At 71.0% G+C, this 18,604-nt stretch carries 18 protein-coding genes; 6 read left to right on the top strand and 12 right to left on the bottom strand.

Annotation, left to right across the window (positions count from 1 at the left end; genetic code table 11):
* Positions 1–40: 40 nt before the first annotated feature.
* The 9 genes from IM787_RS09830 to IM787_RS09790 form a co-directional block, all read right to left on the bottom strand.
* Positions 41–619 (bottom strand): putative pterin-binding protein, encoded by a 579-nt coding sequence (locus tag IM787_RS09830; protein ID WP_193676496.1) that lies wholly within the window; start codon positions 617–619, stop codon positions 41–43.
* Positions 620–653: 34 nt separating this feature from the next.
* Positions 654–1,349, bottom strand: coding sequence for a transglutaminase-like domain-containing protein (locus IM787_RS09825; protein WP_193676495.1), 696 nt, complete (start codon positions 1,347–1,349; stop codon positions 654–656).
* A gap of 6 nt (positions 1,350–1,355) precedes the next feature.
* Positions 1,356–2,141, bottom strand: a complete 786-nt coding sequence (locus tag IM787_RS09820) for a 2-keto-4-pentenoate hydratase (RefSeq protein WP_193676494.1) — start codon at positions 2,139–2,141, stop codon at positions 1,356–1,358.
* Positions 2,142–2,151: 10 nt separating this feature from the next.
* The gene (locus IM787_RS09815) at positions 2,152–2,796 is read right to left on the bottom strand and encodes a glutathione S-transferase family protein (protein WP_193677093.1); all 645 of its coding nucleotides are present in this window, start codon (positions 2,794–2,796) and stop codon (positions 2,152–2,154) included.
* Between the two features lie 2 nt (positions 2,797–2,798).
* Complete coding sequence (locus tag IM787_RS09810) at positions 2,799–3,779, bottom strand: Bug family tripartite tricarboxylate transporter substrate binding protein (protein ID WP_227494254.1); 981 nt, start codon at positions 3,777–3,779, stop codon at positions 2,799–2,801.
* A gap of 119 nt (positions 3,780–3,898) precedes the next feature.
* Complete coding sequence (locus IM787_RS09805; protein WP_193676492.1) at positions 3,899–5,944, bottom strand: hybrid sensor histidine kinase/response regulator; 2,046 nt, start codon at positions 5,942–5,944, stop codon at positions 3,899–3,901.
* Positions 5,941–7,974 carry a penicillin-binding protein 1A gene (locus IM787_RS09800; protein WP_193676491.1) on the bottom strand — a complete coding sequence of 678 codons (2,034 nt, stop codon included), beginning with the start codon at positions 7,972–7,974 and terminating at the stop codon, positions 5,941–5,943. Before IM787_RS09800 ends, IM787_RS09805 begins: the two co-directional genes overlap by 4 nt.
* 91 nt (positions 7,975–8,065) lie before the next feature.
* Positions 8,066–8,425: a translation initiation factor Sui1 gene (locus tag IM787_RS09795; protein WP_193676490.1), complete on the bottom strand. Its 360-nt coding sequence runs from the start codon at positions 8,423–8,425 to the stop codon at positions 8,066–8,068.
* Positions 8,422–9,918, bottom strand: a complete 1,497-nt coding sequence (locus tag IM787_RS09790) for an amidase (RefSeq protein ID WP_354004389.1) — start codon at positions 9,916–9,918, stop codon at positions 8,422–8,424. Before IM787_RS09790 ends, IM787_RS09795 begins: the two co-directional genes overlap by 4 nt.
* 96 nt (positions 9,919–10,014) lie before the next feature.
* Between IM787_RS09790 and IM787_RS09785 the strand changes: the two genes are divergently transcribed.
* The 4 genes from IM787_RS09785 to IM787_RS09770 all read left to right on the top strand — a co-directional run bounded on the left by IM787_RS09785 (position 10,015) and on the right by IM787_RS09770 (position 14,360).
* Positions 10,015–11,124, top strand: coding sequence for a chitosanase (locus IM787_RS09785; protein ID WP_193676488.1), 1,110 nt, complete (start codon positions 10,015–10,017; stop codon positions 11,122–11,124).
* Positions 11,125–11,274: 150 nt separating this feature from the next.
* Complete coding sequence (locus tag IM787_RS09780) at positions 11,275–12,258, top strand: tripartite tricarboxylate transporter substrate binding protein (RefSeq protein ID WP_193676487.1); 984 nt, start codon at positions 11,275–11,277, stop codon at positions 12,256–12,258.
* Positions 12,259–12,393: 135 nt separating this feature from the next.
* Positions 12,394–12,867: a tripartite tricarboxylate transporter TctB family protein gene (locus tag IM787_RS09775; protein WP_193676486.1), complete on the top strand. Its 474-nt coding sequence runs from the start codon at positions 12,394–12,396 to the stop codon at positions 12,865–12,867.
* Positions 12,864–14,360, top strand: coding sequence for a tripartite tricarboxylate transporter permease (locus tag IM787_RS09770; RefSeq protein ID WP_354004388.1), 1,497 nt, complete (start codon positions 12,864–12,866; stop codon positions 14,358–14,360). Before IM787_RS09775 ends, IM787_RS09770 begins: the two co-directional genes overlap by 4 nt.
* Before the next feature lie 75 nt (positions 14,361–14,435).
* On the opposite strand, the gene IM787_RS09765 is transcribed toward IM787_RS09770, so the two are convergent.
* On the bottom strand, positions 14,436–15,500 hold the full coding sequence (locus tag IM787_RS09765) for an Ldh family oxidoreductase (protein ID WP_193676485.1): 1,065 nt from the start codon (positions 15,498–15,500) through the stop codon (positions 14,436–14,438).
* Positions 15,501–15,712: 212 nt separating this feature from the next.
* Between IM787_RS09765 and IM787_RS09760 the strand changes: the two genes are divergently transcribed.
* Positions 15,713–16,975, top strand: coding sequence for a phospholipase D-like domain-containing protein (locus IM787_RS09760; RefSeq protein WP_193676484.1), 1,263 nt, complete (start codon positions 15,713–15,715; stop codon positions 16,973–16,975).
* On the opposite strand, the gene IM787_RS09755 is transcribed toward IM787_RS09760, so the two are convergent.
* Positions 16,976–17,146, bottom strand: coding sequence for a hypothetical protein (locus IM787_RS09755; RefSeq protein ID WP_193676483.1), 171 nt, complete (start codon positions 17,144–17,146; stop codon positions 16,976–16,978). It lies immediately after the preceding gene.
* A gap of 89 nt (positions 17,147–17,235) precedes the next feature.
* Positions 17,236–17,679, bottom strand: coding sequence for a hypothetical protein (locus IM787_RS09750; protein WP_193676482.1), 444 nt, complete (start codon positions 17,677–17,679; stop codon positions 17,236–17,238).
* A gap of 55 nt (positions 17,680–17,734) precedes the next feature.
* Between IM787_RS09750 and IM787_RS09745 the strand changes: the two genes are divergently transcribed.
* Positions 17,735–18,598, top strand: coding sequence for an alpha/beta fold hydrolase (locus IM787_RS09745; protein WP_193676481.1), 864 nt, complete (start codon positions 17,735–17,737; stop codon positions 18,596–18,598).
* The last annotated feature ends 6 nt before the right edge of the window (positions 18,599–18,604 follow it).

Below are 18,604 nucleotides of genomic sequence, written 5' to 3'. Positions count from 1 at the left end.
GATGGCGCCGGTAGTCGCCTTCCGGCCCGGCCGGAAAGGCTCAGCCAGCCTGCACGTCGACGTGGTAAAGGCCCCAGGGGCACTGCGCGAAGCGCTGGTCCACCGGCTTGGCGGCCGATTCGGGGAAGCGATCGGCATCGAACACCGCCCACAGGGGGCCGAGGCCGCCGAGTGCCATCGGTTCGCCATCCAGGTGCGTGGCCACGATGAAGCGCTGGCGCAGCGCCTCGGCGATGGGGATGGTCGGCGCGTAGCCGTCGATGGCGCGCATCGCCAGCTGGCCCGTCGTGGCCGTGACGCCCGCGGCGCGCAGCACGTCCCCGAGCAGCGGGCCGCGCAGGCGGTGCGGCTTGCCGTCGTATTCCAGCGTCGGCTGGATGGAGTGCGCCCGCAGCCCCGTCAACGCCCGGAAGTCGAAGGCGTGGGCCTGCGTGAACGTGAGCTTCTGCTTGCCCATCATCTGGTCGCGCACCGGGTCGAACGGCCCGCGGTTGGCGCGCACGCCGGCGCCCGTGACGGTCAGGAGCGCCGGGCCCTGGCGCCGGGCGGCGCGGTCCTGCGCGAACGTGGGGACGGCGGCCGCGGCCAGCGCGGCGCCGAGGAACTGTCGCTTGTCCATGGCTTCTCCTCCCGCGGCGAAATGCCGCGCGGCATCATAGGGTGGTGCCGGGCTCGCGCGCAACGTCCGAAAGGAAGTCGCTGGCGTGCAGCTCGCTGCGTGCTTCGGGACCCTGCAGCCAGTTCGGGTAGACCGCGCGGAAGTCGGCCACCATCTGCGCCAGCGGCACGTCGAGGAAGCTGCCGCGCTCGCGCAGGTACTCCATGTGGCGCTGCCCGCTCCTGTCGAACGGGTGGTAGATCGAGTCGCTGCGGCCGTCGAACTCCAGCGGCAGCAGGCCGAAGCGGTCGCACAGTTCGACGTTGAAGGCCGGCGTCGCCTTCCACCAGCGGCCGTCCAGCCAGACCTCGGTGTAGCCATGCCAGACGAACACGTCGGTCGTCATCGTGTCGCGCATGCGCTGCGTGGACAGGTGGTTGCGCACGTCGGCGAAGCCCAGGCGGGCCGGGATGCCGATGGCGCGGCAGGCCGCCGCCAGCAGCGCGGCCTTCGTCACGCACCAGCCGTAGCCGAGGGACAGGACCCTGCTCGCGCGCATGCCCTCTTCGCCGAGGTCCAGCCGGTAGGGGTCGTAGCGGAAGCCGTCGCGCACCGCGTAGTACAGCGCCACCGCGCGCTCGCGGTCGTCCGCGCCCTGCCCGTGGCGCTCGGCGAAGGCACGCACGTCGGCGTGGTCGCTGTCGACCAGCGCGGAAGGCGCGAGGCAGTCCTGGGGAGCGGGAGCGTTCATGCGTTCTCAGGTGAAGCGGACGGACAGCGGCTGCAGCGGCGCCGAGAACTCGGCCCGCCAATGCTCGCCGGGCTGCACCGGCCAGGCGTCCGTCCAGGTGCCTGTGGTCACCACGTCGCCGGGTTGCAGGTCGGTCGCGCCGGGGCAGTCCCGCAGCGCCGCGAGGAAGTGGGCCAGCGCGTGCAGCGGGCCTTCGAGCACGTTGGCGCCGCTGCCGGCATCGACCCGCTCGCCGTCGCGCGAGAGCGTGATCGTGGCGGCGGCGAGCTTCGCTTCGAAAGCAGTGGCGCCGGCCGGCAGTTCGGTGGCAGGAATCCTCCGCCCGACCAGCAGGCGCGCGTGCAGGCCGCCGTCGGCGACGGTGTCGGCCGCCTCGAACTTCCAGTCCGCCATGTGCGACTGGACGATCTCGAAGCCGGGCGCCACCCAGTCGATGCAGGCGCGCAGGTCGTCGAGCGAGGCGCGTGCGGGCGGCGTGGCCCGCAACCCGAACACGCATTCCGGCTCGATGCGCGGCTGGCAGGTGCCGGCCAGCGCCACCTCGCCCTCGCCTTCGCAGAAGGACAGCGTCGTGTCCCAGACGCTGCCCCAGATCGGCGCGAACACGCCGTAGCGCGGCCAGATCCCGCGGTTGGTGAAGCCGACCTTGTAGCCGCGCGGCCGTTCGCCGCGCGCGATGCGCAGCTGCCGCACGCTCAGCGCGCGCTCGTAGGCTTCGCCGACCGGCAGGCCGCAGCCCGCAGGCCAGAAGGTGGCTTCGTCGAGGTGACGCAGCAGGAGTTCCGGGGTCATCCCCGCGAGCTTAACGCGGCTGCGATGCGGCCTTGCGGTCCGCCACCACGCGCTGTGCCGAGGGCCGCTCGCCGATGAACTTGACGTAGGCCTTGTGGTCCACGCCCGCGGCGGCCAGGAGGTCTTCGCCGTAAGCCGCCCGGGTCGACATGGCCACCAGCGGCAAGGTGTTGAAGGCGGAGCAGTCGGCCAGCGTGAACGTGTCTCCGGCGGCGTAGGGCGATAGCTTCAACAGGCGCTTCAGGCCGCCGATCTTCTGCTCGACCTCGCGGCGGATGCGCGCCAGGTTCGCTTCCGAAGGCGCCGGCGCGCCGAAGAACGCGGAGGGATAGAGCTGCCGCACCGCCATCTCCAGCTGCCAGTCGATGAAGGTGGCGAGCTCGCGCACCTTGGCGGCGGCGAACGGGTCGCGCGGCAGCAGCGGCGGATCGGGGTACACGGCCTCGATCCATTCCAGGATCACCTGGCTTTCGCACAGCGTGCCCTGCTCCGTGCTCAGGAACGGGATCTTGCCGAGCGGCGAAGCCCGCAGGACGTCCTCGCCCTTGTCCTGCAGGCCGACCTTCTTCTCCTCGAAAGGGATGCCCTTTTCCAGCAGCGCGAGCTTGACCTTGTTGTGGTAGTTGCTGATCGCCGAACCGTGCAGTGTCAGCATCGTCATTCCGCCTTGGCTCCCGATTCCTTCACGACCTTCGCCCACTTGGTGGTCTCGGCCTGCATGAAGGTCATGAGCGCTTCCGGCGTGCCGGTGTTCACGTCCAGGCCCAGGCCGGCGAGCTTCTCGCGCACGTCCGGCATGGCCATCACCTTCTGCACCTCGGCGTTGATGCGCATCTGCACGTCGCGCGGCACGCCGGGCGACGCGTAGAGCGCGAACCACGAGGTCGCCTCGAAACCCGGCAGGCCGGATTCCGCGATGGTCGGGATGTTCGGCGCCGCCGGCGAGCGCTGCGCGCTCGTCACCGCCAGGCCCTTCAGCTCGCCGGACTTCACCAGCGGCAGCGAGGACGGCATGTTGTCGAACATCAGCTGCACGCGGCCGCCGATCAGGTCGGGGATCGCGCTGGCCCGGCCCTTGTACGGGATGTGCTGCATCTTCACGCCGGCCAGGGTGTTGAACAGTTCGCCGGAGAGGTGGATCGAGGTGCCGCTGCCGGACGATGCGAAGGACAGGGGCTGCTTCTTCGCCAGCTCCACCAGCTCCTTCACGTTGTTCACGGGCACCGACTTGTTCACCACGAGCAGGTTGGGCGTGGAGGCCAGGAAGCTGATCGGCGTGAAGTCGCGCAGGTGGTTGTACGGCATCTTCTCGTACAGCGCCGGGTTGATCGCGTGGGTGCCGACCGTGCCCACCACCAGCGTATGGCCGTCGCCGGCCGCCTTGGCGACGAAATCGGCGCCGATGTTGCCGCCGGCCCCCGGCTTGTTGTCCACCGTGATGGGCTGGCCGAGGCCGGCCCACTTCTCGGCGAGGACACGCGCCAGCGTGTCCGGCGCACCGCCGGGCGTGAAGGTCACGACGATGCGCACCGGCTTGGTCGGCCAGGCCTGCTGCGCCTGGGCGAACGACCACGGAGTGGCGGCGGCCGCGGCGAAGCCGGCAAGGGCGACGAGGGTGCGGAGGCGGGAGCGGGGCATGGCGGTCTCCTGGCGTTGTGCGGGTTGCATGCAACCATTCTGCGGGGCGCGCCGCGCGCGGTGAATGCTCCTGTGCCCTAGGAGCGAGTCACGGAGGTGATAGCCGCGGCACCGCCGCGCTAGCGCGGCCGCAGGACGTCCTGCACCTTGCGCAGCATGACGTCGATGAGGACGGGCTTGCGCAGCAGCTCGATGCGCTGGGCCAGGAGGTCGGCATCCATCGCCTCCTGTGCATAGCCGGTGATCAGGATCACCTTGAGGTCCGGGCGCGACGCGCGGGCCGCGTCCGCCAGCTGCTTGCCGCTGAAGCCGCCGGGCAGGCCGATGTCGGACAGCAGCAGGTCGACCGCGCCCAGCTCGTTCAGCAGCGCCGCGCCCTCCGCGCCGTTGGCGGCGACGTGCACGCGGTAGCCCAGGCCGGTCAACGTTTCGGCGGCGAGCGTGCGCACCACGTCGTCGTCCTCCACCACCACGATGGTCTCGCCGCGGCTTTGCCCGATCTCGCTGACCGGTTGCACCACCGGGCCGTCGCTGGCCTCGCCGTGCCACCGCGGCAGCAGCAGCGAGACGGCGGTGCCTTCGCCGACCCGGCTCTCGATCGTCGCGAAGCCGCCGGACTGGCGCGCGAAGCCGTACACCATGGACAGGCCGAGCCCCGTGCCCTGCCCGATGGGTTTCGTCGTGAAGAAGGGGTCGAAGGCGCGGTCGATCACGTCCTGCGGCATGCCGGTGCCGCTGTCGGCCACCGTCATCTTCACGAACTCGCCGGCGGCCAGCACCTCGTCGGGGCCCAGTTGCGTCGGCGGCAGGGTGACGTTCTGCGTGCGCAGCGTGAGCTTGCCGCCCTGCGGCATGGCATCGCGCGCGTTGATCGCCAGGTTCAGGATCGCGCTTTCCAGCTGGTTCGTGTCGCAGCGCGTGAGCCAGACGCCTTCCTCCAGCTGGACGTCGAGCGTGATCGACTCGCCGGCCGTGCGCCGCACCAGCTCGCGCAGCGACTGCACCAGCGCGTTGAGGTCCACGCCCTGCGGCGCCAGCGGCTGCTGGCGCGCGAACGCCAGCAGGCGGTGCGTCATGGCGGCGGCGCGCTGCGCCGAGCTCATGGCCATCTCGACGAAACGCGGGATGTTGGCGGTGCGGCCGGTCTGCTCCAGCTTGCGGATCACGTCCAGCGCGCCGACGATGCCCTGCAGCATGTTGTTGAAGTCGTGCGCGATGCCGCCGGTGAGCTGGCCGATGGCCTCCATCTTGTGGGCCATGCGCAGCTTCTCCTCGGCCTGCAGCAGCTGCTGCGTGCGCAGTTCCACCTGCCGCTCCAGCTCCTCGCGCGAGCGGCTCAGCACCTCGCGCGCGTCGACGATGTCCTGGATGTCGGTGCAGGTGCCGAACCACCGGACGATGCGGCCCTGCTCGTCGCGCACCGGCAGTGCGCGCCCCAGCACCCAGCGGTAGTGGCCCGACCGGTGCCGCAGCCGGTATTCGATGTGGTACGTGTCGCCCGTGGCCAGGCTGTGGCGCCACACCGCCCAGGCGCGCTTCTGGTCCTCGGGATGGAACAGGCCGCTCCAGGCGTCGCCGTCGGTGGAGCCGTACGGCACGCCCGTGTACTCGTACCACCGGTCGTTGTAGTAGTCGTGGAACCCGTCCGGCAGCGTCGCCCAGACCATCTGGTCGATCGAGTTGGTGATGGCGCGGAACTTCGCCTCGCTCTCGCGCAGCGCCGCCTGGGCCCCCACCCGCTGGCTGGCATCCGTGGCCTGGATGAAGATGCCCGTGCTGCGGCCCTGCGCGTCGCGCACCGGCTGGAACACGAAGTCGACGATGCGCTCCTGCAGCAGCCCGTCGGCCGGCCGCCGCAGCCGCACCGGCACCTCGGTGCCGACGTAGGCCTTGCCGCTCGCATACACCTCGTCGAGGATGCGCACGAAGCCCTGCTCGGCGATCTCCGGCAGCGCCTCGGCCACCGTCATGCCCACCAGGGCCGGCCGCGCCACCAGCCGCAGGTAGGCGTCGTTGGCCAGCCGGTACTCGTGCCGCGGTCCCGCGAGCCAGGCCACGGCCGCCGGCGCGTCGCGGAACAGCCGCTCCATCTCGTCGAGGTCGAAGGCCTGCCGCCGCACGGCCAGCGGACGGGAACCGTCCTCGTCGTCGTCCACCCTGCTCACTGGATCATCCGGAAGATCCGCCCCAGCAGGTCGTTCACGACCTCCTGCACCGGGTCGGGCCCCGGCGCGGGCGGCGGCGGCTCCGGCCGCGGGCGCGGGATGTCGAACTCGACGCGCGGGTCGACGGCGCGCTGGCGCTGCGCCTGCACGAAGAAGTCGCCGACCATGGGCAGCGCGCTGCGGGCACCCTGCCCCCAGTCGCCCATCGTGATGCTCGGGTCGTTGAAGCCGACCCAGGCGCCGGCCACCAGCTGCGGGTGCGCCATGATGAACCAGCCGTCCGTGTTGTCCTGCGTGGTGCCGGTCTTGCCGGCGAAATCGGCCTCGAGGCCGTAGCGGGCGCGGATCGCCACCCCCGTGCCCTCGTCGATCACGCCGCGCATCGCGTTGACCAGCTGCAGCGCGCTGGCGCGCGGCATCGCCTCCACCGCCTCGGGCCGCGTGAAGAGCGCCAGCGTGCGGCCGTTGCGGTCCTCGATGCGCGTCACCAGCTGCGGCTCGCCGAGGTAGCGGCCGCTGTTGGCCAGCGTGGCATAGGCGGACACCATCTCGCGCAGCGTCACCGGGCTGGTGCCCAGCGCCAGGGAAAGCACCGGGTCCAGCTTGCTTTCGCGCACGCCGAGGTTGAACGCCAGGTCCGCGACCTTCTTCGCGCCGACGCGCTCGACCAGCTGCGCCGTGATGCTGTTGCGCGACTGCGCCAGGCCGTCGCGCAGCGTCATGGGCAGGTGCGTCGGCGGCGAGCCGTCCTTCGGGCTCCACACGGCGCTGCCGCGTTCCTTGATGGCGACCGGCTCGTCGATGAAGGTGTCCTCCGGCGAGAAGCCTTCCATGAAGGCGGCGCCGTAGACGAAGGGCTTGAACGTGGAGCCGGGCTGGCGCCGGGCCTGGTTGACGTGGTCGAACTGGTCGGTGGTGAAGTCGGCGCTGCCGACCCAGGCCTTCACCTGGCCGCTGCGCGGGTCCACCGCCAGGAAGCCGGCCTGCAGTAAGGCGCGCTCCTGGTCCTTCGGGCGGCGCCGGTCCGCCAGGTCCTGCAACTGGCGGACCTGCTTCGTCACCGCCGCATTGGCGGCCTTCTGCAGCCGCGAGTCCAGCGTGGTGCGCACCACCAGGCCGTCGGCATGGATGTCGTAGTCCTCGCGGTCGGCCCAGGCGATCAGCCACTTGCGCAGGTGCTGCGCCACGTGCGGCGCGATGCCCACCACGTTGTCCTGCCGCTCGAAGTCCAGCCGCAGCGGCCGCGCCGCCAGCAGCTCCGCCCGCTTGGCGTCGAGCTTGCCGTGCTTGACCATCTGCGCCAGCACGATGTTGCGGCGGTCGCGCGCGCGGTCCGGGTTGGACACCGGGTTGTAGTAGCTGGTGCCCTTGAGCATGCCCACCAGCGTGGCGCTCTCCAGCACGTCCAGCTTGCTGGCCGGCTTGTCGAAGTAGGTCCGCGCCGCCATCTCGATGCCGAAGGCGTTGTAGAGGAAGGGCACCGTGTTGAGGTAGGTCTCCAGGATCTCTTCCTTGGAGTAACTGGCCTCGATCTTCAGCGCGGTGATCGCCTCCTTCACCTTGCGCGTGAGCGACACGGCGCGGCCGATCTCTTCCGGATAGAGGTTGCGCGCGAGCTGCTGCGTGATCGTGGAGCCGCCCTGGCGCTTGCCGCGCAGCGTGTTCAGCACCGCGGCCGCCGTGCGCCGGAAGTCGATGCCGTGGTGCTCGTAGAACCGGTGGTCCTCGGTGGCGATGAGCGCATCGATCACCGGCTTGGAGATGCGGTCCAGCGGCACCCACTCGCGGTTGATGCGCTTGTACTCCGCCAGCACCACGCCGTCGGCCGACAGCACCGTCGAGGGCTCCTCCATCTTCGCCTTGCGCAGGTCGGCGATGCTGGGCGTGAAGGGGATCAGCACCAGCACGTAGAGGACGACGGCGGCCGGCGGCACGAGGGCCGCGCGCACGGGATGGCGCCGCACCGCGTCGCGCAGGCGGCGCAGTTGCTGGGCGGCCCAGGCCTGGGCCCGGGCGAGGGCCGGAGTCATGTCAGGGAATCTAGGAGGGGTCGTGGTTGAGCCGTGTAGGACTCCGGCGCGACGCCACGGTTCAGCTGACGAACGTAAACGGATGTCAGGTTCACCCGCCCGCCCGTTTCACCTTGTGGCCCCGCTGCTGCAGCCAGGCCATGATCTTCTCCACGTGGTCACCCTGCACCTCGATCACGCCGTCCTTCACGGTGCCGCCCGAGCCGCAGGCCGCCTTCAGTTCCTTGCCCGCCTGGTCCAGGCCGGGACCGCCCGGCAACCCGCGCACCACGGTCACGGCCTTGCCGCCGCGGCCCTTGGTCTCGCGCGAGACGCGCACGATGCCGTCCGCCGCGCCGGGCGCGACCGCCTGCCGGCAGGTGCATTGCGCCACCGGCCGCCGGCAGGTCGGGCACATGCGCCCGGCGTCCGTGGAATAGACCAGCCCGCCGCCGGATCCGTTCTGTTTCATGCAGCCGAAGTATGCCCGGCGGCGGCGGGCAGGTCCGGCGTGGACGGCGGCGGCCGCCGCACGCGTGCGGCCTGCTCGAAGGCATGGGCCAGGGCCAGCAACCGCGCCTCGCTGAAGTCCGGCCCGATCAGCTCGGCGCCGACGGGCACGCCCAGCGGCGCCTGCGCCGTCGGTGGGGAAAAGCCGCCCGGGAAGCAGACGGCGGGAAAGCCGGTGCCGTGCGACAGCGCGCCGTTGCGTTCCGGCTGGTCGTCCAGCCCGAGCGGCACCGGCAGGATCTTCTGCAGGGGGTAGAGCAGCGCGTCCAGGCCCTCTTCCGCCATCGCCGCCGCCAGCCGCACGCGCAGCGTGTCGCGCCGCGCCAGCCGCTGCAGGTACTCCGGGTCGCGCAGGCCGTCGTGGACCGCGTAGTCGGCGTCCAGCGCCCGCTGGATCGGCGCCGGCGCGCTGCGCGCCGCCAGCACCTGCTCGAAGCTGGAGACCGGCTGGCCGGCGCCGAACTCCGCGAAGTAGCGCTCCAGGGCGATGCGCGCCTCCCAGCGTTCCGTGCTGACGCCGGCGAGCAGCGCGTCCAGCCCGGGCAGCTCGAGGCGCAGCACGGTGGCGCCCTGCGCCTGCATGGTGGCGATCACGCCTTCGATCACGGCGTTGACCGGCGCATGCCGCGCCTCGCGGCCGCAGAGGTCCTGCAGCACGCCGATGCGGGCGCCCTGCAGCGCGTTCGCCTCCAGGCCCTCCGCGAAACTCGCCGGACGGTGTCCGCGCCCGAGTGCCGTGACGGGATCGCGCGGGTCGTAGCCGGCCATCGCGTCCAGCATCAGCGCAGCGTCGCGCGCGTTGCGCGCGATCGGCCCGGCTTCGTCCTGCGTCAGGCTGTTGGGCACCACGCCCCAGCGGCTCACCAGCCCGCGCGTGGGCCGCACGCCGACCAGGTTGCAGGCGGAGGCCGGCGAGCGGATCGACTGCCCCGTGTCGCTGCCGGTGCCGGCGATCGCGAAGTCCGCGGCCACCGCGGCGGCGGTGCCGCCGCTCGAGCCGCCCGCCGTGCGGCCCAGGTCGTAGGGATTGCGCACCTGCCCGCCCAGGCTGCTGATCGACACGCCGCCACGCGCGAACTCCTGCAGGTTGGCCTTGGCCAGCACCAGCGCGCCGGCCGCGCGCAGGCGCTGCACGACCGTCGCGTCCGCGGCCGTGCGGAAGCCGCGCATCGCGGTGCTGCCGCAGGTGGTGGGCAGGTCGTGCGTGTGGAAGTTGTCCTTGAGGACGATCGGGATGCCGTGCAGCGGGCCCACGGGACCCGCCGTGCGCCAGACTTCGTCGAGCCGCGCGGCTTCGTCCAGCGCCTGCGGATGCACGTGCAGCAGGGCGAGCAACGCCGGCCCCTTGCGGTCGTAGGCGGCGATGCGCGCCAGGTGATGGCGAACGAGCGCCGTGGTGGTGAGCGTGCCGTCGCGGTAGGCCGCGTGCACGCTGGCGATGCTGTGTTCCTGCACGCCCCGATTATGCAGAGCCACTCGGCATAGGCGCTCCGGGAGATGGCGGGGAGGAGGGCCGCGCCTATCCTGAACCGGCATTCTTGGGAGACGGCGATGAGCGATGTCTACAGCGCGACCGTCCTGTGCAGCGACTGCAGCGAGCGCAGGCATGACCTGGAGTCCACGGGCAACCACGTGGTCGACTGCCGTGAAGACCCCTCCCTGCCCGGCTGGTGCGTGCTGCGCTTCACGCGCCCGGAGCGGGCGGCCGCCGACGACACCCTGCGGCTCCCCGCGACCCAGGCCCAGACGGCGAAGGCCATCGTCAACATCTTCGAGACCGGCAGCGTGCGCGGCCAGTACGGCGCGGTGACGGTGCTGCCCGGCGACACCGGACGGCTGACCTATGGACGCTCGCAGACGACTTTGGGCTCGGGCAACCTGCACCTGCTGATCGCGCGCTATTGCGCCACCGTCGGCGCCCGCTTCGGCGCCCGCTTGCGCGCCTGGCTGCCGGCGCTGGCGGCCCGCAGCGCGGCCGTCGACACCGACGGCAAGCTGCACAACCTGCTGCGCGCCTGCGCCGACGACCCGGTGATGCGGGACGTGCAGGACGACTTCTTCGACGAGACCTACTGGCAGCCGGCCCTGCGCGCGGCGTCCCGGCTGGGCATCCGTTCGCCGCTGGGCGTGGCGGTGGTGTACGACAGCTGGGTGCACGGCTCCTGGGCGCCGCTGCGCGACCGTGCCAGTGCCGGCGGCGCGCTGCAGCAGGTGGGCGAGCACGAGTGGGTGCAGCGCTTCGTGCGCCTGCGCCGCGAGTGGCTGGGCACGCACCCGAACGCCCTGCTGCGGCAGACGGTGTACCGCATGGACGCCTTCCTGCGCCTGATCGAGCAGGACGCCTGGGGCCTGCCGCTGCCGCTGGTGGTGCGCGGCCAGGAGATCTCGCCGGCGTCCCTGTCGGCGCTGCCGCCCGGCTGCTACAACGGCCCGCAGCCCGGATCGCGCGAACTCAGCGTGCAGTCGCCGCTGCTGCGCGGCCTGGACGTGCGCCTGGTGCAGCTGGCCCTGTCCGACCAGGGCTGCGACCTGCGCGCCGACGGCATCTTCGGCACCGCGACGGCCCGCTTCGTCACGGCGCTGCAGCGCACCCACGAACTGCCGGAGAACGGCGTGGCCGACGCCGCGCTGATCCACCGCCTGCTCACGCTGGAGGGCTGAAGCCGCGCGGCCGCGGCGCGAGGGGCGCCGCGGCCGCTACAACTGGACAAGACTCATTGGGTTAGCCCTAGGTCGGCGCGCGCGGGCGCGGGCGTAGATTGCGCCGTCGCACCACCCGCTCCACGAACAGCGACCCAAGGAGACCAGCGCATGACCCGTCCTTCCCGCCGCGGCCTGGTGGCCGGCGCCTTCGCCGCCCTCGCCCTGGCCGCCACGGCCTTTCCCGCCGCCGCGCAGAACTATCCGGCACGGCCGATCACGCTGATCGTGCCGTGGGGCGCCGGCGGCGGCACCGACGCCACCGCGCGCATCCTGGGCAGCCTGATGGAGAAGGAGCTGGGGCAGCCTGTCAACGTGGTCAACCGCACCGGCGGCAGCGGCGTCGTGGGCCACGCGGCCATCGCCGCCGCGCCGCCCGACGGCTACACCATCGGCCTGGCCACGGTGGAGATCGGCATGATGCACTGGCAGGGCCTGACCGAGCTGACCGGCGCGTCGTACACGCCGATCGGGCTGGTCAACGCCGACCCGGCGGGCATCCAGGTGCGTGCCGACGCGCCCTACAAGACCGTGCAGGACCTGCTGGCCGCCATCAAGGCCAACCCCGGCAAGTTCAAGGCGTCCGGCACCGGCCAGGGCGGCATCTGGCACCTGGCGCTGGCCGGCCTGCTGCGCGACCAGAAGATCGACCCGGCGGCCGTGCCCTGGGTGCCGAGCAACGGCGCCGCGCCGGGCCTGCAGGACATGGTGGCGGGCGGGGTCGAGATCGCGCCGGTGTCGCTGCCGGAAGCGCGTTCGCTCATCGACGCCGGCAAGGTGAAGAGCCTGGCGATCATGAACGACAAGCCCGCCGCGCTGTACCCCAACGTGCCGACGCTGAAGGCGGCGCTGGGCAGCGACTGGACGATGGCGGCGTGGCGCGGCATCGTCGCGCCCAAGGGCATCCCGGCGCCGGTGCGCGACCGCCTCGCCGCCGTCGTGCAGAAGGTGGCCAACAGCAAGGAGTACACCGACTTCATGGCCAGCCGCGGCTTCGGCGTGGTCTACGCGGGTCCGGACGAATTCGGCCGGTTCATGGCGAAGTCGGACGCGGAACTGGGCGCGACGATGAAGGCGGTGGGCATCGCGAAGTGATGCGGCGGGCGCAAGACCGCACCCGTCATCCAAGCATTGAGCCGTCATTCCCGCGAAGGCGGGAATCCAGGGCGCCCTGGATCCCCGCCTCCGCGGGGATGACGGGGTACCGGCAGCCCGCCTCCACGGAGCACCATGAAACTCAATGACGCAGTCTTCGGCCTGCTGCTGATCCTGCTGGGCGGCGGCGTGCTGTTCGCCGTCCAGGGCTATCCCAAGATCCCCGGCCAGCCGGTCGGGCCTGCCCTCTTCCCCGGGCTCATCGCCGTGGGGCTGTGCGTCACCGGCCTGCTGCTGGTGGTGCGCGGCTGGCGCCAGCGCGCGGTGCAGGGCTGGCTGGCGTGGGACGACTGGGTGCGCTCGCCGCGCCACGTCGCGGCCCTGGCCGTGCTGCTCGCGTCGATCGTGTTCTACATCGTCGCGGCGGACAGCCTCGGCTTCCTGCCGGCGAGCTTCCTGATCCTGCTGGCGCTGTGCCTGGTGCTGCGCGTGCGGCCGCGCACGGCGCTGGCTGTGGCGGTCGTCGCGACGCTCGTGGTGCACTTCGCCTTCTACAAGCTGCTGAAGGTGCCGCTGCCCTGGGGCGTGCTGCAGGGAGTCGCCTGGTGAGCGCCGCGCTGCTGCAGGCCTTCGGCATGGTGTTCGAGCCGGTGACCTTGATGGCCATCGTCGGCGCCGCGCTGTTCGGGCTGTTCGTCGGCGCCGTGCCTGGGCTGACGGCCACGATGGCGACGGCGCTCCTCGTGCCCGTCACGTTCTTCATGCCGCCGATCCCGGCGATCGCGGCCATGGTGACGGCCACGGCGATGGCGATCTTCTCCGGCGACATCCCGGGCTGCCTGCTGCGCATTCCCGGCACGCCGGCTTCGGCCGCCTACACCGACGAAGCCTACGCCATGACGCGCAAGGGCCAGGCCGAGACGGCGCTCGGTGCCGGGCTGGTGTTCTCCGCCGTCGGTGGCCTGTTCGGCACGGTGGTGCTGATCCTCGCGGCGCCCACGCTGGCGGAGTTCGCCCTCAACTTCAGCTCGTTCGAATACTTCTGGCTGGTGCTGCTGGGACTGACCTGCGCGATCTTCATCACGGCCGACAAGCCGCTGAAGGGCCTGGTCACGCTGCTGCTCGGCCTGCTGGTCGCCTGCGTGGGCCTCGGCAATCCAGCCGGCCATCCGCGCTTCACGCTCGGCAACGCGGAGCTGATGGGCGGCATCGGCATGATCCCGATGATGATCGGCATGTTCGCGATCTCGGAGGTGATCCGCTACGTGGTGGACACCAGCCCGCCGGCCGAACTGGTGGTGGAGAAGGTCGGCAACGTGCTGAAGGGCCAGTGGCAGCTGGCCAAACGCTACCCGGTGCAGATCCTGCGTGGCAGCACGCTGGGCACGGCGGTCGGCGCCTTGCCCGGCGCCGGCGCGGACATCGCCGCCTGGATGTCCTATGCCATGAGCAAGAAGTTCTCGAAGGAGCCGCAGAAGTTCGGCACCGGGCACGTCGAGGGCATCGTCGAGTCGGGCGCCGCCAACAACAGCGCGCTGGCCGGCGCCTGGATCCCCGCGCTGGTGTTCGGCATCCCCGGCGACTCGATCACGGCCATCGTGATCGGCGTGCTGTACATGAAGAACATGAACCCGGGGCCGACGCTCTTCACCACCAACCCGCAGAACATCTACGCGGTGTTCCTGCTGTTCATCCTCGCCAACCTGGTGATGGTGCCGCTGGGGCTGCTGTGCATCAAGGTTGCCAAGCGCATCCTGCAGGTGCCGCGCAACGTGCTGATGCCGCTGATCCTGCTGTTCTGCCTGGTGGGCACCTTCGCCATCAACAACTCGATCTTCGACGTCGGCATCATGCTGGCCGCGGGCGTGGTCGCCTACGTGCTGGAAGCCAACCGCTTCCCGATCGCCCCGGCGATCCTGGGCGTGGTGCTGGGCGGCATGCTGGAGGAGAACTTCATCACCTCGATGATCAAGTCCAACGGCGACCTCACCGCGTTCTTCATGCGGCCGATCGCGGCCGGGCTGGCCGTGGCGACGTTGCTGGTGTGGTTCCTGCCGCCGTTGTTGCGGCTGCTGAGGGGGCGGCGGCCGATCGCTGCTTGATCCAGGAGAGACCGTCGTCCCCGCGGAGGCGGGGACCCAGGGCGCCCTGGGTTCCCGCCTCCGCGGGAATGACGGCTACGTGGCGACGGGAACGCTCACCTTCAGCTTCTCCGCCCAGGGCTGCAACGCGTCCATGATCCCCAGATGCAGCGTGACCCCGCGCTCGCGCTGCTGGTCCGCCAGCCGGTAGCCCTTCTCGCCCGGCAGGCGCACGCCCTTGCCCGGCTGCGCCGGACGCGAGGCACGGCACTGCCGCGCGACCTCGTCCATCTGCCGCACGAAGTCCGTCGTGCCCGCGAACGCCGCCGGGTCGATCACCTGCAGGAACACCGTGGCGCCCCAGCCCTGCTTCGGGTCCGCGCGGCCGAAGCCCGCCAGGCCGCCGGTGAGCGCCTCCACCGTCAGCGACAGGCCGTAGCCCTTGTGCCCGGAGTCGAGCCCGCCCAGCGGCAGGATCGTGCCCTTCGGCTCCCGGAACAGCACCGCCGGGTCATCGGACGGCTGCCCCTGTCCGTCGATCAGCCATGGCGCCGGCAGCTTCCCGCCTTCCGCGTGCAACCGGTTGGTGAGGCCGTTCGTGGTGGCGGAGGTCGAGATGTCCGTCACGATCGGCTTGCCGCTGGTGGGGATGCCCACCGAGATCGGGTTCGGCGTGAACACCGGGTCGAGCCCGCCATAGGGCGCCACGCTCGCCGAGTTCGCGTCCGAAGACGCCAGGATGAGCATGAGGCCCTGCGCCGTCGCGCGCTCGTGGAACGCCGCCAGGCACGCAATGTGGTGGCTCTGGCGGATCACCACCGTGCCGGTGCCGTACTGCTTCGCCTTGGCCGTGGCCGCCTTCATCGCTTCGAGCACCAGCCACGGCCCGGGCAGGCGGCGCCCATTCCAGGTCAGCGCCGCCGGCGCCTCGTGGATCACCTCCGGGGCGCCGTCCACGCGCATGGAGCCGGACTCCACCTCCTTCAGGTACGACGGCAGCAGCTGCAGCCCGTGCGTGGTGTGGCCGAGCAGGTCGCCTTCGCCGAGGATGTCCGCGACGGCCTGCGCCTTGTCGCCGGGCATGCCCACGGCTGTGAGCAGGCCGCGGGCGAAGGTGTTGAGCGCCTGGGCGCTGTAGCGGGGCGTGGAGGTCGTCGTCATGGGCGGCAGCGTGGAAGCTGCCGCAGTCTACGCCTGCGCTGGTGCGACGGGCCCCGCCCGAATCACCCGCCGGTGGGCGCCGCGCGCTCGCTCTTGCCGGACGGCGCCTGCGGCGGGCTGCGGCTTTGTCGGAGGCGCCGCCGGGCCAAACCGGCCCCCGTGCACCCACGGCTGTGCCAATAATCTTCCATAACCTCAACAAGAACACCAAGATGAGCAACCCCCTCTGGATGTGGCTGTCGCTGGCGCTGGTCGTCGTGCTGACGCTGGTGATCTGGTCGATCCGGCGGCACCGCAGCCCCATCCTGCAGGTGGAGGCCAAGTGCGGCATCGACGAACTGATGCCCTCGCTGTCGGGGCTGAGCCTCAGCACCTCCGTCGAAGGCAACACCGTCGACGTGCTCGAGAACGGCCACTTCTACGACGTGCTGATCGAGCGCATCGGCGCGGCGCAGAAGTCCGTGCACTTCGAGACCTTCCTGTGGAAGCCGGGCGCGCTGGGCACGCGGCTGGCCAACGCGTTCATCGAGCGCGCCAAGGCCGGCGTGACGGTGCGCATCCTGCTGGACGCCCAAGGCTCCAAGAAGGTGGAGAAGGAGCAGCTCGCCTTCATGCGCGAGGCCGGCTGCAAGGTGAAGTTCTTCCACAAGCATTCGCTCTACACGATCGGCGTGCTGAACGACCGCGACCACCGCAAGCTGTGCGTGCTGGACGGCAAGGAAGCTTTCGTCGGTGGCCACTGCATCACCGACGAATGGCTGGGGAACGCCGAGGACCACACGCACTGGTCGGACGTCAGCGTCTGGCTGCACGGCCCCATCGTGCACAGCATCCAGGCGGCCTTCAGCGAGAACTGGATCGGCGAGACCGGCGAGGTCTTCATCGGCGACGACTACTTCCCGGTGCTGCACAAGGTGGGCGACATCCCGATCCACGCCGCCTTCCTGAAGCCGGAGAACTCCGCGCCGGCCGTCAAGCTGCTGCACCACACGGTGCTGTGCCTGGCGAAGAAGAAGCTCTGGATCCAGAACCCCTACTTCATCCCCAAGTGGGAAGCGATCGATGCGATGACGGCGGCCGTGAAGCGGGGCGTGGACGTCCGGGTGCTGATGCCGGCCACCAGCGGATCCGACGCGCCGATGGTGCAGCACGCCGGCCACTACCACTTCGAGCGGCTGCTGGAAGGCGGCGTGCGCCTCTTCGAGTACCCGCACACGCTGCTGCACCAGAAGGTGATGACGGTGGACGGCTGCTGGAGCGCGGTGGGCTCGACCAACTTCGACGACCGCTCCTTCGACACCAACGACGAGATCACGCTGGGCATCCTGGACCAGGGCATCGCCGGGAAGTTCGACGCGATCTTCGAGAAGTACGTGCAGCGCGCCAACGAGGTGAAGCTGGAGCAGTGGAAGAAGCGCGGGTGGATGCACAAGGTGAAGGACAACGCGGCGTACCTGCTGAACGACGTGTTGTGATCAGTCCTTGCGCTTGAACCGCGCCAATACGTCCGGCAGCGCCAGCGAGAGGAACAGCACGCCGATGGCGACGAGGGCCAGCAATACACCTTCCCTCCCCAGCATCTGCATGAGCAGCCGTTCGATCGCGCCCCACTTGCCGGACGACGGACCCGGACTCAGGTACTTCATCCAGGCGAGGCATGGGAAGCCTACGCCGAGGAAGATGTAGAGCCGGGTCTTCGCGGACAGAGGCCGCCGGCCCGGAACGTTGCTTCGCGTCATTTGCGCATCAGGTCCGAATACATGCGCAGCACCTTCGCGAAGTTGCCGCAATCGACCGGCCGGCGCGCGATATGGTCTCCGGCCAGGCGGGCCTGGTTCTCCATGGCGGCGGCGAGCAGGTCGTCCTGCGCCTTGCCGCGCACCCCGCGCGCCTCGGCCTCCGCACGGATCGCCTGGATGGACGCACGGTACCCGGCGTCGTTCTCGTCTCGCCAGGCGCGGTAAGCGGCGGAGGTGCGGAAGCCCCGCGACTCGCAACTCTCCGAACTCAGGCGGGCGTGCTCGAAATAGAGCACGTTCTCCGCTCCTTGCGCCAAGGTCAGGGCCGAACACGGCGCGGCAGCGACCAGCGCGCCCGCCGTGGCGATCCCCCTGCAGGCTGCCTGAATCTGCATTGCACTCCCCTGTACGCTGTCGCCGCCGAACGATCTCGCGGCCATGCGCAGCATAGCGCGCGGGGCGTGGCGGTCGCGCCATCCGGAAGGACAATGCCGCATGTCCGATGCTTCCTCGTCCCTGCGATCCGATCTTCCGGCCCCGGCGCTGCGCGTCCTTTCGCGGGCGACCCGCCACACCACCCCCTGCGGCGACGGCGACCTGGTCTGGCACACCTGGGGCGACCGCGCCGACCCGCCGCTGGTGCTGCTGCACGGCGGCAGCGGCAGCTGGACGCACTGGATCCGCAACGTGGATGCGCTGGCCGAGGCCGGCCGCTGGGTGGTGGTGCCGGACCTGCCCGGCTTCGGTGACTCGGCGCGGCCGCCGGGCGGGCAGGATGTGGACTCCGTGGCACCTGCGGTCGCCGACGGCATGCGGCAGATGTGCGGCGATGCGCCCGTCGACATCGCCGGCTTCTCCTTCGGCGGCCTCTGCGGCGCCCTGATCGCGGCCGCGCAGCCGGAGCGCGTGCAGCGACTGGTGCTCGTCGGCGCGCCGGGCCTCGGCTTGCGCAGCCGCCGCCTGCCCCTCACCTCCTGGCGCGACGCGCCCACGGAGGCGGAGAAGCTGGCCGCCCACCGCAGCAACCTGGCCACCCTGATGCTGTACCGCGACGAGGCCATCGACGACCTCGCGATGGCGATCCAGGCAGCCAACGTGCCGCGCGATCGCATGCACCGGCGCAAGCTCGCATTGACCGACCTGCTGCTGCAGACGCTGCCGGCGATCCGCTGCCCGCTGTCCGCGATCTACGCGGAGCAGGACGCGCTGTACCGGGACAAGATGGACGAACTGCGCGCCCTGCTGGAGGCTGCGCCGACGTTCGAGGAGCTGGTGGTGGTGCCCGATGCCGGGCACTGGGTGCCCTACGAGGCGCCGGAGGTGACCAACCGCGAGCTGCTGCGGCTGCTGCCGGTGTGACGGCAG

This window comes from Ramlibacter pallidus, assembly GCF_015070875.1.
GTDB classification, from domain to species: Bacteria; Pseudomonadota; Gammaproteobacteria; order Burkholderiales; family Burkholderiaceae_C; genus Ramlibacter; species Ramlibacter pallidus.
The sequence above is the reverse complement of the archived record's forward strand: the minus strand, read 5'-3'. Positions and strand labels throughout refer to the sequence as shown.

Excerpts from the sequence above, each read along its gene's own strand:
- IM787_RS09760 (WP_193676484.1), top strand. The coding sequence starts at position 15,713 with ATGAGCAACCCCCTCTGGATGTGGCTGTCGCTGGCGCTGGTCGTCGTG.
- IM787_RS09830 (WP_193676496.1), bottom strand. The coding sequence starts at position 619 with ATGGACAAGCGACAGTTCCTCGGCGCCGCGCTGGCCGCGGCCGCCGTC.
- IM787_RS09800 (WP_193676491.1), bottom strand. The coding sequence starts at position 7,974 with ATGACTCCGGCCCTCGCCCGGGCCCAGGCCTGGGCCGCCCAGCAACTG.
- IM787_RS09750 (WP_193676482.1), bottom strand. The coding sequence starts at position 17,679 with ATGGCCGCGAGATCGTTCGGCGGCGACAGCGTACAGGGGAGTGCAATG.
- IM787_RS09755 (WP_193676483.1), bottom strand. The coding sequence starts at position 17,146 with ATGAAGTACCTGAGTCCGGGTCCGTCGTCCGGCAAGTGGGGCGCGATC.
- IM787_RS09810 (WP_227494254.1), bottom strand. The coding sequence starts at position 3,779 with ATGCCCCGCTCCCGCCTCCGCACCCTCGTCGCCCTTGCCGGCTTCGCC.
- IM787_RS09795 (WP_193676490.1), bottom strand. The coding sequence starts at position 8,425 with ATGAAACAGAACGGATCCGGCGGCGGGCTGGTCTATTCCACGGACGCC.
- IM787_RS09745 (WP_193676481.1), top strand. The coding sequence starts at position 17,735 with ATGTCCGATGCTTCCTCGTCCCTGCGATCCGATCTTCCGGCCCCGGCG.
- IM787_RS09815 (WP_193677093.1), bottom strand. The coding sequence starts at position 2,796 with ATGCTGACACTGCACGGTTCGGCGATCAGCAACTACCACAACAAGGTC.
- IM787_RS09785 (WP_193676488.1), top strand. The coding sequence starts at position 10,015 with ATGAGCGATGTCTACAGCGCGACCGTCCTGTGCAGCGACTGCAGCGAG.
- IM787_RS09765 (WP_193676485.1), bottom strand. The coding sequence starts at position 15,500 with ATGACGACGACCTCCACGCCCCGCTACAGCGCCCAGGCGCTCAACACC.
- IM787_RS09825 (WP_193676495.1), bottom strand. The coding sequence starts at position 1,349 with ATGAACGCTCCCGCTCCCCAGGACTGCCTCGCGCCTTCCGCGCTGGTC.
- IM787_RS09820 (WP_193676494.1), bottom strand. The coding sequence starts at position 2,141 with ATGACCCCGGAACTCCTGCTGCGTCACCTCGACGAAGCCACCTTCTGG.
- IM787_RS09780 (WP_193676487.1), top strand. The coding sequence starts at position 11,275 with ATGACCCGTCCTTCCCGCCGCGGCCTGGTGGCCGGCGCCTTCGCCGCC.
- IM787_RS09775 (WP_193676486.1), top strand. The coding sequence starts at position 12,394 with ATGAAACTCAATGACGCAGTCTTCGGCCTGCTGCTGATCCTGCTGGGC.